At 67.0% G+C, this 13,402-nt stretch carries 15 protein-coding genes and 1 pseudogene; 10 read left to right on the top strand and 6 right to left on the bottom strand.

Annotation, left to right across the window (positions count from 1 at the left end):
• Positions 1–35 precede the first annotated feature (35 nt).
• Positions 36–536: a hypothetical protein gene (locus ABZT17_RS18220; RefSeq protein WP_356349948.1), complete on the top strand. Its 501-nt coding sequence runs from the start codon at positions 36–38 to the stop codon at positions 534–536.
• 57 nt (positions 537–593) lie between these two features.
• On the opposite strand, the gene ABZT17_RS18215 is transcribed toward ABZT17_RS18220, so the two are convergent.
• Positions 594–1,292: a pentapeptide repeat-containing protein gene (locus ABZT17_RS18215; protein ID WP_356349946.1), complete on the bottom strand. Its 699-nt coding sequence runs from the start codon at positions 1,290–1,292 to the stop codon at positions 594–596.
• Between the two features lie 130 nt (positions 1,293–1,422).
• On the opposite strand from ABZT17_RS18215, the gene ABZT17_RS18210 reads away from it, so the two are divergent.
• A complete protein-coding gene (locus tag ABZT17_RS18210; protein WP_356349944.1) occupies positions 1,423–2,403 on the top strand; it encodes a zinc-binding dehydrogenase in 981 nt (326 codons plus the stop codon).
• Positions 2,404–2,463: 60 nt separating this feature from the next.
• On the opposite strand, the gene ABZT17_RS18205 is transcribed toward ABZT17_RS18210, so the two are convergent.
• Entirely contained in the window at positions 2,464–3,873 is a 1,410-nt protein-coding gene (locus ABZT17_RS18205) for an FAD-binding oxidoreductase (protein WP_356349942.1), read from the bottom strand.
• 10 nt (positions 3,874–3,883) lie between these two features.
• Positions 3,884–4,540: a rhomboid-like protein gene (locus tag ABZT17_RS18200; protein WP_356349940.1), complete on the bottom strand. Its 657-nt coding sequence runs from the start codon at positions 4,538–4,540 to the stop codon at positions 3,884–3,886.
• A 34-nt stretch (positions 4,541–4,574) separates the two neighbouring features.
• On the opposite strand from ABZT17_RS18200, the gene ABZT17_RS18195 reads away from it, so the two are divergent.
• Together ABZT17_RS18195 and ABZT17_RS18190 are read left to right on the top strand one after the other, a co-directional pair.
• Complete coding sequence (locus tag ABZT17_RS18195) at positions 4,575–5,462, top strand: aminoglycoside phosphotransferase family protein (protein ID WP_356349937.1); 888 nt, start codon at positions 4,575–4,577, stop codon at positions 5,460–5,462.
• Positions 5,463–5,471: 9 nt separating this feature from the next.
• Positions 5,472–5,960: a GNAT family N-acetyltransferase gene (locus ABZT17_RS18190; protein WP_356349934.1), complete on the top strand. Its 489-nt coding sequence runs from the start codon at positions 5,472–5,474 to the stop codon at positions 5,958–5,960.
• Positions 5,961–5,982: 22 nt separating this feature from the next.
• Here ABZT17_RS18190 and ABZT17_RS18185 read toward each other — a convergent pair whose 3' ends face one another.
• Positions 5,983–6,513, bottom strand: coding sequence for an ATP-binding protein (locus ABZT17_RS18185; RefSeq protein ID WP_356350136.1), 531 nt, complete (start codon positions 6,511–6,513; stop codon positions 5,983–5,985).
• A gap of 153 nt (positions 6,514–6,666) precedes the next feature.
• Here ABZT17_RS18185 and ABZT17_RS18180 point away from each other — a divergent pair, with 153 nt between their 5' ends.
• Genes ABZT17_RS18180 through ABZT17_RS18170 form a run of 3 tightly spaced genes read left to right on the top strand, consistent with a single transcriptional unit; the run spans position 6,667 to position 8,631 of the window.
• Complete coding sequence (locus ABZT17_RS18180; RefSeq protein WP_356349932.1) at positions 6,667–7,533, top strand: helix-turn-helix transcriptional regulator; 867 nt, start codon at positions 6,667–6,669, stop codon at positions 7,531–7,533.
• 55 nt (positions 7,534–7,588) lie between these two features.
• Positions 7,589–7,765, top strand: a complete 177-nt coding sequence (locus ABZT17_RS18175) for a DUF397 domain-containing protein (protein WP_356350134.1) — start codon at positions 7,589–7,591, stop codon at positions 7,763–7,765.
• A 29-nt stretch (positions 7,766–7,794) separates the two neighbouring features.
• The gene (locus ABZT17_RS18170; protein WP_356349929.1) at positions 7,795–8,631 is read left to right on the top strand and encodes an SAM-dependent methyltransferase; all 837 of its coding nucleotides are present in this window, start codon (positions 7,795–7,797) and stop codon (positions 8,629–8,631) included.
• 88 nt (positions 8,632–8,719) lie between these two features.
• On the opposite strand, the gene ABZT17_RS18165 is transcribed toward ABZT17_RS18170, so the two are convergent.
• Positions 8,720–9,154: a lipoyl domain-containing protein gene (locus ABZT17_RS18165; protein WP_356349926.1), complete on the bottom strand. Its 435-nt coding sequence runs from the start codon at positions 9,152–9,154 to the stop codon at positions 8,720–8,722.
• A 241-nt stretch (positions 9,155–9,395) separates the two neighbouring features.
• On the opposite strand from ABZT17_RS18165, the pseudogene ABZT17_RS18160 reads away from it, so the two are divergent.
• The 3 genes and pseudogenes from ABZT17_RS18160 to ABZT17_RS18150 all read left to right on the top strand — a co-directional run.
• Positions 9,396–9,638, top strand: a pseudogene (locus ABZT17_RS18160) (tyrosine-type recombinase/integrase); the annotation flags it as partial.
• A gap of 786 nt (positions 9,639–10,424) precedes the next feature.
• Positions 10,425–10,571: a hypothetical protein gene (locus ABZT17_RS18155; protein ID WP_356349923.1), complete on the top strand. Its 147-nt coding sequence runs from the start codon at positions 10,425–10,427 to the stop codon at positions 10,569–10,571.
• 420 nt (positions 10,572–10,991) lie between these two features.
• Positions 10,992–11,504: a hypothetical protein gene (locus ABZT17_RS18150; RefSeq protein ID WP_356349921.1), complete on the top strand. Its 513-nt coding sequence runs from the start codon at positions 10,992–10,994 to the stop codon at positions 11,502–11,504.
• A gap of 88 nt (positions 11,505–11,592) precedes the next feature.
• Here ABZT17_RS18150 and ABZT17_RS18145 read toward each other — a convergent pair whose 3' ends face one another.
• On the bottom strand, positions 11,593–13,152 hold the full coding sequence (locus tag ABZT17_RS18145) for an RHS repeat-associated core domain-containing protein (RefSeq protein WP_356349918.1): 1,560 nt from the start codon (positions 13,150–13,152) through the stop codon (positions 11,593–11,595).
• Positions 13,153–13,402: the final 250 nt, after the last annotated feature.

Below are 13,402 nucleotides of genomic sequence, written 5' to 3'. Positions count from 1 at the left end.
CAGTGATCCTAAAGCGGCATGGCACCATCTCGTACGTGCTCGACATCGGCTACGCCCTCTCCAACCGCTTCCCGGACCCGCCGCAGACGGACTACCGCCGCGCGGACGTCCACGCCCTGCGCCACGACCTGTTCTGCGGGGATGTCTACCTCGCCGACACCAAGGCCGACCGGGAACTGTCCACAGCCTGGGGATGGGTGCCGGTGCTCGACTTCGCGTGGGCGCTGTGCGACATCGTGGAGCGGATCGACCGGGACCCGGCGGGCTCCCGCGCCTCCCGCCCCCAGCGGGCGGAACTGGACTTCACCGAGTCCACCGACCGCATGCTCTTCGAGCGCCGCTTCGGCTGGGTCGACATCGAGTCGGACTGGATGCCGGCGGAGGAGCCCCCGCTGACCTTCTCCCACGCCGAACTGCGCCGCGAGGCCCGGGACTTCCTGCACGACCTGATCGCCGACCTGGTGGACCTGCACGAGGACCTGGGCGAGAACCCGGCGATCTGGACCCTGCAGGCCCGCTTCCCCAGGGTGCGGTGAGCAGTTCCCCGGGGTGCGGTGAGCAGTCCAGGCGCCGTCCACCCGACTTCCCTTCCGTCAGTCCTCCACCCTGATCCCCATCTCCGCCGCCAACACCGGTGCCAGATCCATCAGTTGGGCCGTGCTCACCACCGCCCCCGCCAGCCGGTCCACCCCTCGCGCGATGCTGAACTCGGTCGCCGCTCTCAGGTCGACGTCCTTGAGCACCGCCGAGGTGAGGTCCGCCTGCTTCAGGACGCAGTCCAGGAACTCCACACGTTCGAGGTGGGCTCCGCCGAAGTCCGGTTCGACGAGGACGCAGTTCTCGAAGACGACGTCCCGCAGCCTCGCCTTGCGCAGGTTCAGATAGTCGATCTTGCCGCCGCGGATGACGACCCGCTCCAGGACCGCGCCGTGCAGCTGCGTGCCGCCCAGGCGGGCGTCGACCACCTCCACGTCACGCAGGGTCGCCTCCGCGAGATCGGTGCCGACGCCTCGTAGACCCGTCAGGACCGAGTCGAGCAGCCGCGCGTGATGCAGCCGCGTCTCGTCCACCGCGCAGCCCGTCACCGAGCAGTCCATGAAACGGGCGCCGCCCGCGTCCTGTCCGGCGAAGTCCTCGTCCCGGAAGTCCAGCCCGTCGTAGTCCCCGTCCGGCTCCAGCTCCCCTCCCCCGAACCGCTCCAGCTCCGGCAACCGCAGCTCCGGCCGCCGCGCCCCCTTCACCGCCGCCCGCCGTGAACCACCGGCTCCGCCGGCTCCACCGGCCCCACTCATCGCTCGCCTCACCATGCCCCCATGCTGCACCCCGCCACTGACAATCACCTTGACCTGAAGCTTGCTCGAGGTTGAAGAGTGAGGTCTCACACGCCAGTGGGGTTCATCAGAAACCGATGGGGGAACCGCCATGCACGCCATCCGACTGCACGCCTTCGGGCCGCCCGAGAACCTCCGCCACGAGGAGATCGCCGACCCCGAACCCGGCCCCGGCCAGGTCCGGGTCGCCGTGGCGGCGGCCGGTGTGCATCTGCTGGACACCGCCCTGCGGGAGGGCGAGCGGGGGCCGTTCCCCGAGCCGCCCGCCCTGCCCACCGTGCCCGGCCGTGAGGTCGCCGGAGTCGTCGAGGCCCTCGGCGAGGGGGTCGCCCGGCTCTGGCTCGGCAAGCGCGTCGTCGTACACCTCGGCGCCGCCCCCGGCGGGTACGCCGAACTCGCCGTCGCCGACGTCGACCGCGTGCACGAGATACCGGAGAACCTGGACTTCGCCGAGGCGGTCGCCATGATCGGCACGGGCCGTACGGCGATGGGGATCGTGCGGTTCGCCGAGTTCGGACCCGATGCCGTGGTCGTGATCCCGGCCGCGGCCGGCGGTGTCGGCACCCTGCTCGTGCAGTGCGCGAAGAACTCCGGGGCCACGGTCATCGGCCTGGCCGGCGGGGCCGCCAAGACGGCGCGTGTCCAGGCCAACGGCGCCGATCTCGCCGTCGACTACACGGACCCCGAGTGGCCGCAGAAGGTCCGCGCCCATCTCGGCGGCCGCCCGGCCACCCTCGTCCTCGACGGCGTGGGCGGTGACATCGCCCGGCACGCCGTCGCCCTCCTCGGGCCCGGCGGCAGGCATCTCGTCTTCGGCTGGTCGGCCGAGGGCATCCGAGGCGGTGCGCCCTACCTCGTCGAAGGCGTGTCGGAGCGCGTCCTGGGACCCGCGATGCTGCGCGGGGCCGGCGGCCCGAACCCCGTACAGACCCTTGAACTGCGCGCTCTCGCCGAGGCCGCGGCGGGCCGGCTGACCCCCGCCGTACAGCGCTTCCCGCTCGCCGAGGCGGCGGCCGCCCATCGCGCGCTGCAGACGCGCGCCACGACCGGAAAGGTGGTACTGGAGCCGTGAGCACGACATCGCCCTGGTGGTGACGGCGAAGCCGCCGAAGCACGGGGCGAGAAACACCCCCTAGTGCCGCCCCGCGACCCGGTCGGCGAAACGCGCCAGCCTCGACGACTCCACGCTGTGCCGGTTCCGCTCCCGCTCGTCCGCCGCCCGATACGTCGCGTACATCCCCTGCACGCCCAGCCACCGAAACGGCTCCGGCTCCCACTTCCGCACCTTGTGCCCGACCCAGGGCAGCTCCGTGAGCTCCGTCTTCTGCCCCTGCCCGGAATCCAGCTGCACCAGATCCCGCAGGGTCCGCGCCGCGAGGTTGGTGGTCGTGACGCCCGAGCCGACGTAACCGCCCGCCCAGCCCAGCCCCGTCGACCGGTCCAGCGTCACCGTCGCGCACCAGTCGCGGGGCACCCCCAGCACACCCGACCAGGCGTGCTCGATCGCGACCCCGGCGAGGGAGGGGAAGAACCGCACGAGGATGTCGCGCAGCGCCTCGACCGTCTCGTCCTGCGTCCGCCCGTCGTTGTCCGTCCTCGACCCGAAGCGGTACGGCACCCCGCGCCCGCCGAGCGCGATCCGGCCGTCGGCGGTGCGCTGCGCGTACATGTAGGCGTGCGCCATGTCGCCGAGCGCCTCCCGTCCGCTCCACCCCACCGACTCCCACTGTTCCCCGCTCAGCGGCTCGGTGGCGATCATCGAGGAGTTCATGGGCAGCCAGGTGCGCTTCTGGCCCCTGAGCCCGGCGGTGAAGCCCTCCGTGCAGCGCAGGACGTAGGGCGCGCGGACGGTGCCGTACGGGGTGACGGCGTGCTTCGGGCGGATCTCCGTCACCGGGGTCGACTCGTGGATGGTCACCCCGAGTGCCTCGACGACGGCGGCGAGCCCCTTCACCAGCTTCACCGGGTGCAGCCGGGCCCCGTGCGGGGTCCAGCTGGAGCCGACGGCGCCCGCGACCCGGATGCGCTCGGCCGTCTCACGGGCGCCGTAGAGCTCGCGGTCCTTCTCCCCGTACGACAGCTCGTGCTCGTGGAACGCCTTCAGCCGGGCCAACTGCGCCGGTGTGGTGGCTACTTCGAGGACGCCGCCCTTGTGGATGTCGGCCTCGACGCCCTCTTCCGCGGCGACCCGGACGACCTCGTCCACGGCGCTGTTCATGGCCTTCTGCAGCCGTACGGCGGCCTCCTGGCCGTGCAGCTTCGCGTACCGGTCGCGGCCGGCGATGCCGTTGTACAGCCAGCCGCCGTTGCGTCCCGAGGCGCCGTAGCCGCAGAACTTCTGCTCCAGGACGGTGATCCGCAGGAAGGGCACGGCCTTCTTCAGGTAATAGGCGGTCCACAGCCCCGTGTACCCGCCCCCGACGATCACCACGTCCGCCGACGCGTCACCGACGAGCGGCTCCCGCACCACCGGGAGACCGTCGTCCGCGTACCAGAAGGAGATGCCACCGTTCACGACGCCACTGCCGGCCGATCTGCTCATGGCCGGAAAGCTAACCTCTCAGAGCGGCCACTGTCTCCTTCGGATTCCATGCTTTTCCGCGCCCTCTGACCAGCGGATAACACGCCAGCCCGATCAGTACGGACACGAAGTGCCCGAAGTCGGTGAAGGTGGGGGTGGACAGCAGGGGCAGGCCGTACACCACCAGCACGACCGCCAGAAAGAGGTATCGCCACGGCGGCGCGATCCGGTAGGTCAGTACGGCCACCACCCCGGCCAGCGCGTAACTCACCCCGATGTCGAGGGTGTTGACCGCCGACTGCGGGGCGACCCCCTCATGGACCGCGCGCAGCAGCGCCCCCTCGCTGATCAGCGTCGCCAGGACATGCGCGGCCACGCACACCATCAGCCAGCGCGCCGTACCCAGCCAGCGTTCCGCCTGCGCGTGGAAAACGGTGTAGAGAACGGCGTACGGCAGCCAGCGCCCGTCGTCGATCCACATCGCGCTCTGCACCAGCACCCGGGCCGGGTCGTTCGACAGCTCATGGATGTTCGTGGACCGCTGCCGCAGGAAGTCCTGCTCGAACTCGGGAGACATGTGGTGCAGGGCGACGGTCGTCATGAAGAGAACGGCCAGCCACACATAGGTGCCGGGGGCGCTGCGGACATACGCCCACAGTCGGTCGCCGAGGTCCCGGAAAATTCGCATGAGGCGATTCAGCCACGCCACTATCGTCGCGAGGGTGATCGACATTCCGGACGAGCTGATCGCCCGGCACCAGCGCCTTGGCGGTGCGGCGGGCCGCGCCTTCGTCGTCGGGCTCCGCGGGCGCGCCGAGCGGTTCCTGGAGGAGTGGGGGCTGCGGCTGGACGGGCGGTCGATGTACGGGCGGTGCGCGCTGGTGCTGCCCGTGCTGCGGGCCGACGGTTCGCGGGCCGTGCTCAAGCTCCAGGACGTCGACGAGGAGACCGTCGGTGAGCCGGTCGCGCTGCGCGCCTGGGCCGGCGACGGGGCCGTGCGGCTCCTGGAGTCCGACGCCGTGACCGGCACCCTGCTGCTCGAACGGCTCGACAGCGGGCGCCCGTTGGCCGGCCTCCCCGACTCCCGCGAGGCCACGCTGACCGTCGCCCGCCTGCTGACCCTCCTGACCGCGAAGGAGGCCCCGGCCCCACTCCGCCACCTCGGCGACCTGGCCCCCCGCCTCCTGGACCGAGCCTCGGCGACCCTCCCCACCGTTCCCGACACCGCCGTACGCCACCTCCTCCAGGACTGCGCGGCAGCCCTGCGCGAGGCGACCGACACCCCCGGCGACCGCCTTCTCCACTGGGACCTCCACTTCGACAACGTCCTGGCCGCGACGCGTGCACCCTGGCTCGCCATCGACCCCAAGCCCCTCGCCGGCGACCCCGGCTTCGAGCTCCTCCCGGCCCTGTGGAACCGCTTCGAGCCCGACGAGATCCGTTGGCGCTTCGACGCGATGACGGACGTACTGGGGCTGGACCGGGGCCGTGCGCGGGCCTGGACGCTGGGCCGGGTGCTGCAGAACTCCGTGTGGCAGCTGGAGGAGGGCCGCGCCCCGCTGCCCGAGCACCTGGAAATAGCCCGCCGTCTGCGCGCTCCCTCCGACTAGCGTGGCCGCATGATCCGCACCGCGACCCCCGCCGACGTCCCCGTCATCCGCGCCCTCATCCACGAGCTCGCCACCTACGAGAAGGTCCCCCACGAGGCCAGGGCCACCGAGGCCCAGCTCCACGACGCCCTCTTCGGGGAACACCCCGCCGCGTACGCGCACATCGCGGCCGACGACACCACCGGCGAGCCCGTCGGCTTCGCCCTGTGGTTCCTCAACTTCTCGACCTGGCGCGGCGTCCACGGCATCTACCTGGAGGACCTCTACGTACGCCCCGAGGCACGCGGCGGCGGCCACGGCAAGGCCCTCCTCACCGAGCTGGCCCGCCTCTGCGTGGAGCGCGGCTACCAGCGCCTGGAGTGGGCCGTCCTGAACTGGAACGCCCCGACCATCGCCTTCTACGAGTCCCTCGGCGCCCGACCGCAGAACGAGTGGACGGTCTACCGCCTGACCGACGAGGCCCTCACGGCACTGGGGAACAGCACGCGCCGCCCGTGAAGGGCCCGATCCTCCCGTGGACTCAGTCGGCAGCCGACACCAGGGCCCACACCACGCAGCCAGAACCGCTGTCGTGTTCCCGGACCCCCCACTCCTGCGAGAGTGCCGCCACCAGGTACAGGCCCCGGCCGTTCACGTCGTCGTCGGTGGCCCGGACCAGTGCCACGGGGGTACGTCCCTCACCCTGGTCCCGCACCTCGATCCGCACCTTGCCCGCCTCCAGCCCTACGGAGCACCTCACCCGGGTGCTGCGGGTGTGCCGCACGGCGTTGGTCACCAGTTCGCTGACCAGTAGGACCACGGTCTCGCACGCCTCGTCACCGCAACCCTGACGTATGAGGTGGGCCCGGACGCGGCGGCGAGCCTCGCCGACCGACGTGATGTGGGCCGGGAGTTCGAAGGTCAGGTCCGGAGGCGACGGAGCGGGCTGGAAGGTCATGTCACTGAAGCGGCACGCCTCCGCCCCACACACGGGATGTGCGATGCGGGGCTTCACGGGGAGATCCGGTGCCCAGGCCTGCGAGGCGGGGGACTGCCACGCTTGAGTGAACATGGTCACGACATCACTATGCCCGCCGACATGGTCACGAAGCAAGGTGCGCCGTGATAATTTCACCGAGACACAGTCAGCAGATACGCAGTCAGGAAGTCGGCGCACAGCGGAGTGGCACACTCTTTCGATGGAGCCAGTGCGAGGGGGCGGTAGATGACTCCAGCTCAGTTGACGGCCGGCGCCTCGACCGTACGATTGATGGTCCTGGGCAGGCGCCTGCGCGATCTGCGCGTGCACGCCGGGATGTCGTTCGATGACGCCGCACTCGTGCTCGACGTCAATCACCTGACGATCCGTCGGATGGAACTCGCCAAGGGCAAGTGGAAACTCCCGTACGTCCAGGCCCTGTTGCGGGCGTACGGAGTCCCCGCGGACGAGGCCCAGACCTTCCTCGCCCTGGCGAAGGAGGCCAACCAGCCGGGTTGGTGGCACCGCCACCGGGACGCCCTGCCCGCCTGGTTCAGCGCCTACGTCAGCCTGGAGGAAGAGGCCAGCCTCATCCGGGTCTACGAACCGCACTACGTCCCGGGGCTGCTCCAGACCGAGGAGTACGCGCGGACCATCCTGAGCGCCGGCCTCCACGGCAAGCAGGAGGCGGAGGCCGAGCAGAGGGTCGTCGTGCGCATGGAGCGCCAGAAACTGCTCAGCAGGCCCCGGCCGCCCGAACTGTGGGTGGTGATGGACGAAACGGTGCTGCGCCGCCCCATGGTCCCGCCCGACGTGATGCGAAGACAGATCGACCGCCTCATCGAGGCGACCGAACTGCCGCAGATCAAACTCCAGATCATGCCCTTCGGGCTGTGCGCGCACGAGGGTATGTACGGGCCGTTCCACATCTTCCGGTTCCCACACGAGGAAATCTCGGACATCGCCTACATCGAGAATCTCGTCGGCGCGGTGTATCTCGACGAGTACGACGACGTCACGAATTACCAGGAAGCGCTGGACCGGATGGCTGCGCAGGCCCTTCCAGTAAAACGTACCGTGGAATTCCTCGGTGATATTCGCAAGGAGCTGTAGTCCCGTGAATCGCATACACAATGCTGTTCAGGAGCTGGGGACGGAAGGCTGGCACATGCCGTGGAGCGGAAGCAACGGCGGCGCCTGCGTCGAAGTCAGGAAACTGCCCGACGGCCGTTTCGCCGTCCGCCAGTCGACTGATCCTGACGGGCCGGCGCTGATCTTCACGCAGATCGAGCTCGATGTCTTCGCAGACGGCTGGGAGGCCGGACAGTCCAGCCTGCCGGCCTGATCGGACCGGTAATCAGGAGGAGTACGCGAGTGGCCGACGAAACGAACTGGACCAATCGACCTCTGGGCTATGAACCCCCGCAGATCGATACGAGCGTTCCACATACGGCGCGGGTCTACGACTACATTCTCGGAGGAAAAGACAACTACCCCCCTGACCGGGCGGCGGCGGAGCAGATGCTCATCGCCTGGCCCAGCCTGCAGATATCCATGCATGAGAACCGCAAGTTCATGCACCGTGCCGTGCGTCATCTTGCGGAACAGGGAATCGACCAGTTCCTGGACATCGGTACCGGCATTCCGACCTCCCCGAACCTCCACGAGGTGGCCCAGGAAGTCACCCCGAACGCCCGGGTCGTCTACGTCGACAACGACCCCATCGTCCTCGCCCACGCCGGAGCCCGGCTCACCGGCACCCCTGAAGGCCGTATCTCCTACATCCATGCCGACATGCACGACCCGGACGCCATCTTCAGCTCCGCGGAACTGAACGACACCCTCGACCTCGACCGACCCGTCGGGCTGTCGCTCATCGCGGTACTGCAGTTCGTCCTCGACGACCAGAAGGCGTACGACCTGGTCAAGCGATACCTGCAACCGCTCGCGCCCGGCAGCTACCTCGCGTTGTCCACGGTCACCACCGATTCCAGCCCGAAGCCGATCGGCAGCGTGGTCGCCGAGTACACCAAGCGCGGCATGCCCGCCCGGAACCGCACCAAGGAAGAGGTCCAGCCGTTCTTCGACGGGTTGAAACTCGTCGAGCCGGGCGTGACACTCGTCCACCGCTGGCGCCCTCTCCCCGGCACCGAGGGAGACGTCAAGGACTCGGACGTCGCCATGTACGCGGGCGTGGCCCTGAAGGCGTAAGCGCTGTACCGGTACCCGGCCCACACCAGGTCCGCAGGACGCTCAGCGCCCTGCGGACCTTCCTCTTGTCAGGCCCCCGCCGCGCCTTTCAGCAGTGAGCCTTGGGTTTCGCCTTGAGTGAGGGTCCAATCACGGCAATAGTATCTCCCACGTGCGCCGTTGCGCCCCTTTTGAGGCAGACTTTGACAACTACGCCAGAAACGGGAGCTTCGATTTCAGCGCTCGCCTTTACAGTGTCGACCTCAGCCAAAACATCGCCCTTGTGGACTTTGCTGCCGAGCTTCGCGACCTCGTTTACGAATACATCCTCGTGAGGCTTTCCACCGAGGTTTGGTATCACGACTTTTGTATTCCCGGGCTTTTTTGTTGGCGAAGGCCGTCTAGTTACCGACGGCGATACCGCGAGGTGCTCCGATTCTTGGGCGACGGCCGAAGCACCGCTCGTCGCTGAAAGTGCAAATGCCGCGACGAAACAAGATGCACTGACGATTCGGGGAACGCGCTTCCGAACACTTCTGGACATGACTCACCCCTGGGGAACGTCAAAGTTGCTCGGCCTGGTGAGCACAAGATGTCCTAGAAAAGGACACCTCTCCCCGCTCCTGAACCGGCCCGTCCGGGAGGTACCTACTGTGCCTGCCCCCTACGCTCAGAAATCAACCACCCTGCTCTTCCAACATGACACGCGTGGGCAAGGGCTGCATCTTCAAATTGACTCTTTCCTAATTTGTTCCGCCGTCAACTTCCCATCTATGCGAACCCCGGCCGGAGAGCTGTGGCAGGAACACCACGTCGTGTTCGCACGGGAGGACGGGCGCCCGCTCGACCCCCGACAGGGCTACGAGGATTTCAAGGAGCTACTCGCCGAAGCCGGGATCGACGACCGTCGCCTCTACGACGGGAGCCGCCACACCGCCGACACAATCCTGAACGAGCCGGGAGTCGGCATGACCACGATCATGGAGATCCTCCGCCACACCCAGATCAGCCGGACCTGCCGCTACGTGAACGCCGCCGCCGCATCCGCTGAACGAGAAAGCCCAGATCAGACGCTGTCTGGGCTGGGCATGAAAAGAGCCCCCTGTCGGATTCGAACCGACGACCTACGCATTACAAGCTCGCAAGATCATTTCCCCATGGTTCACTGGTGCCCCCTCTTCTCACCGTCTACGCAGGTCAGAAGGCATGGGCATACCCGGGCTATGGTGATCATTCCCTGGGTTTCACCATCCTTCCGGCCCCATCCTGGCCCCAGAGACGCCAGCCGGCAGATGCTCCGAGCGCCAGCCGAGGGGGTAATCCAGCGCAACACCGGAAGGCGAAAACGCCTCCACCGCACCGACCTTGCGACGAAAGAGTCCCAACCCCGCTACGGGTAGGGCCTCTGGTCGCCTGTGCGCGGTCTGGCAAATACCGGTGCCAAATGAGTTACGAGAGCCGTACCTTCTCGACATGTCTGATATTACTCGATTTTTCTTCCGGTAGCGAGGGCGTCGTAAGTGCTCTGTAGGAGCTCTCGCACTTCCGCCTCGGCGTTTTCTTCGTCGGACAGTCCTGGACGCCAGAGTTCGTCAGGGGTCCGTGTGAATTCTGCTTGGATTTTTCGACGCCCCTTTCGGATCTTGGGATCGGCTCTCTGTGTGGTGTAGAGGGGAAAGTGCCAGATCTCCTCAACACCGAGCGAGATGAACCAATCAGTCCATCGCGGTTCTGCCGCGACCCGTTGTCCCGTCCGGCCGAGGAAGTATTCGAAGGGGGCGCTGGACTTTACACCGTCCCATTCAACCGGGATTTTGAGCCAATCCTGCGGCGTGGCCGTCCACGGCTGGTACCGGCACATCACCCCCTCCCAGCTGGCCGCGGCGTTCCTGGCCGTCCAGGCCGCCGCCGAACGCCGGGGCGAGCAGTCCGGTCCGTCCCACACAGGGGGCCCGCAGTGACCCCACCGTCCTCGGTGGACTCGCCCCAGTCACCCTGACCGCCTTCTAGATCGCCCGCCTCCTCTTCCTGATGGACCGTCACCCAACTCGTGAGGGACGGATTCGCCACGGTCTGCACTGGTCGCGATGGCGCCGCCTCCACCAGGCCATCGCCCGGGCCTGCCACCGCAGACGACGCCAGGACTCCGCCCGGCCACCGCCCACGAGCACGCCACGAACTACAGCGAGCACGCCGATCTACGACTGAAGGGTCAGCTGTACTTGCGAGCCGAGATGGTGCATGGAGGGGCAGCAGTACAGGCTGCCGAACAAATAGTGTGCAGCAGACGCGATTCCCTCTGCAGGCCACGCCCCAATGACGCTCAGAACCGGGGTGGAGTTGCCGAGACCAGCGGCGGGCACAATAGATAGACTGACGCAATGCACGAGGAGTGGTTCGAAGTCGACGACGTCGAAGTAGATGACAGGCAGAAGAGCTTTTTGGCCGCAGTGAGGCCTTATGCGCAAGATTGGCCGGAATGCCGGCCAGCCCAGACGGCTGTGATCGTATACGAGCCCGGCGAGGACCTGGAGGAGGAAGCCGAAGACGATGAGGGCGAGTTGCAACTCATCGTTGACGTGAGTGGAGTCGGCAAACGTGTCCTGTTGACAGTGGGGGCCTTCCTGGTGGGCGACCGGCTTTCATGCAGCGAGGTGCACAACCAGACCTATGCACCACAGGAGAGCTCGACCGTGCAAGCGATCGAGGCATCCGGGAGCCCAGCCGAGTTGGGCCGGATCGCCGCCGACTGGTTCGGTGAGATTCTGCGCCGACCGGTCATCACTCCAGCCGACCGGAAAGGTTGGTCCTTCGTCCATCCGGGAAGCGAACTTCCCGACGGTTACAGCTGGCTGCGCAACGCGCCTTCCTCTACCAGCAACTCTCCATCCTGACAAAATACTTGACACGATAAAAGTGGCGCCCGGGATATTCCGGGCGCCACACATCAGTGCGGAGCGGCAACGACCAGCGACTCAGGAATCATTCGTCCTCGAATCCCATCGCCATCCCCTCAGCTAGGGCCTCGGCCTCAGCCTCGGCTTGCGCCTCTGCTTCTGCCTGCGCGACTGCCTCGGACTCCTGCTGGGCAGCCAGCCGCCCTCCGGCCTCCATCTCTGCACCGGACGCCTTGAACTGCTCCAGTTCATGAGAGCTTTGGCACCGCACACATATTTCCACAGTTTCGGCCGCACGTGGACGGATGGCCTCCGTGTACTGCAGATCTTCTGGCGCAGAGCCATGGTTCTCCGCTTCGAAGTCACACAAGTCCTCGGCGCAGAATTCGCTTTTCCCCTTTCTCGCCGACTTGAGGGCACCCCAGTAGATCATGCCCTTCTTCTCATCCCAGGCAACGGTGATGGTACTGAACCGGTTGAACTGGGAAGAGGAGATCTCCCCCGATTCACGCAACAGGTGCAGCTGCGCCATTACACCGTCCCGGACCCGTTGCGCAGCTGCGAGATACTGCTCGGTCTCCCAACCCTCATCGGCGATGGCGACGGCACCGGACACCGACTTCTTGCCGTTTATCTCTTCGATCTGGCGATCGTCCTCATATGCTTCTTTCGCCTTTGCCGCTTGGACGGCCGCGCTCCTCGCGTAGCTCGGCTTCGCCTTCGGATCGAAGTCAGAGCAATTACTGGCGTTGCAGCTGTCACCGAAGCCCTGCTCGTTGGCCAGCTTCTGTGAGATCGGTGTGCCGCCCTTGGAAAGGGGCTTGTTCATGGTGGGGTCGGCCCACCAGTTATCCATTCCCGTCGGGTCGGAGAGGTTGACCGGGTCGCCGTCGGCATAGCCGTAGCCGTTGAGGGACTGGGCATCGCCCGTGTCGAAGACGGGGTCGAGGCTTATGAAGCGCCCTGTGACCGGGTCGTATTCTCGGGCACCGATGTCCGTGAGGCCGGTAGTGGTGTCGGTCGTCTTGTTCAGGAAGGTGCGGTTGTCAGCCCAAGTAGTGGTGGTGCCACGAGCGTTGCCGTAGAGGTCGAACTGGCGCCAGGTGGGCGTCTGGGCGGTGTAGTCGAGGTAGAGGGTGTTGGTTCCGTGCTGGTCTGCGGCGAGTTCGAAACCGTAGTTGGTGCCGGTTCCAGTACGGACAGCGGTAGCTCCGGGAAGTGAGTAGTAGCGGATGCCGGTCGCCGTGCCCGCGGAGTCGTTGAGGGTGATCTGCTCGCTGCCGAGGTACAGGGTGGTGGCGGTCGGGTCGATCTGCAGCAGCAGGGTTCCGTCGGCGTCGTAGATGTAACTGGTGGAGGTGCCGGTTGTGCTGTTCGAGATGCTGGTCAGCTGCCCGCTGTTATTCCAGACGAGGGTCTGGTCGCCAGCGGTGGTGTCGCGGCTGGTGGTGTTGCCGGCGCTGTCGTAGCCGTAGCTGGTGGATGCGGTGGAGCCACCTGTGGCGGTCGTGCCGGTCAGGGTGTTGGGCTGGCTGCTGGAGTAGGCGCTGGTGGTGACAGTGTCGCTTCCGGTGCCCGATACCACGTGTTGGGTCTGGGTGTCCCGGTTGCCGATGGCGTCATAGGTCCAACTGGTCCAGTACACGCCTCCGGTGATGCCGTCACCGACCGTGCTGTGGTCACTGCTTGTAGGAGTGGCCGAGCAGGAATCGGTGGCGGTCCAAGCCGTGGTGAGACGGTCGAGGGCGTCATAGCCGAAGCATTGGGTCTCGCTAGTGGCGCTCGAGCCGGAACGAGTCTGGGGCCTTCCCCGTGATCGTGGACACCGATTGTCATGCGGCGGTGGCCAGCGTAGTTGATCGCTGTTCGTAGGTGATCGGGCTGATCTGGCCGAG

The sequence above is a fragment of the Streptomyces sp. NPDC005648 genome, from assembly GCF_040605395.1.
Classification (GTDB): domain Bacteria; phylum Actinomycetota; class Actinomycetes; order Streptomycetales; family Streptomycetaceae; genus Streptomyces.
Note: the sequence above shows the minus strand (reverse complement) of the source record. Positions and strands in the feature narration are given on the sequence as shown.

Coding starts and splice junctions, on each gene's coding strand:
- ABZT17_RS18215 (WP_356349946.1), bottom strand. CDS start 1,292: ATGAGTGGGGCCGGTGGAGCCGGCGGAGCCGGTGGTTCACGGCGGGCG.
- ABZT17_RS18210 (WP_356349944.1), top strand. CDS start 1,423: ATGCACGCCATCCGACTGCACGCCTTCGGGCCGCCCGAGAACCTCCGC.
- ABZT17_RS18205 (WP_356349942.1), bottom strand. CDS start 3,873: ATGAGCAGATCGGCCGGCAGTGGCGTCGTGAACGGTGGCATCTCCTTC.
- ABZT17_RS18200 (WP_356349940.1), bottom strand. CDS start 4,540: ATGCGAATTTTCCGGGACCTCGGCGACCGACTGTGGGCGTATGTCCGC.
- ABZT17_RS18190 (WP_356349934.1), top strand. CDS start 5,472: ATGATCCGCACCGCGACCCCCGCCGACGTCCCCGTCATCCGCGCCCTC.
- ABZT17_RS18185 (WP_356350136.1), bottom strand. CDS start 6,513: ATGTTCACTCAAGCGTGGCAGTCCCCCGCCTCGCAGGCCTGGGCACCG.
- ABZT17_RS18180 (WP_356349932.1), top strand. CDS start 6,667: ATGACTCCAGCTCAGTTGACGGCCGGCGCCTCGACCGTACGATTGATG.
- ABZT17_RS18175 (WP_356350134.1), top strand. CDS start 7,589: ATGCCGTGGAGCGGAAGCAACGGCGGCGCCTGCGTCGAAGTCAGGAAA.
- ABZT17_RS18165 (WP_356349926.1), bottom strand. CDS start 9,154: ATGTCCAGAAGTGTTCGGAAGCGCGTTCCCCGAATCGTCAGTGCATCT.
- ABZT17_RS18150 (WP_356349921.1), top strand. CDS start 10,992: ATGCACGAGGAGTGGTTCGAAGTCGACGACGTCGAAGTAGATGACAGG.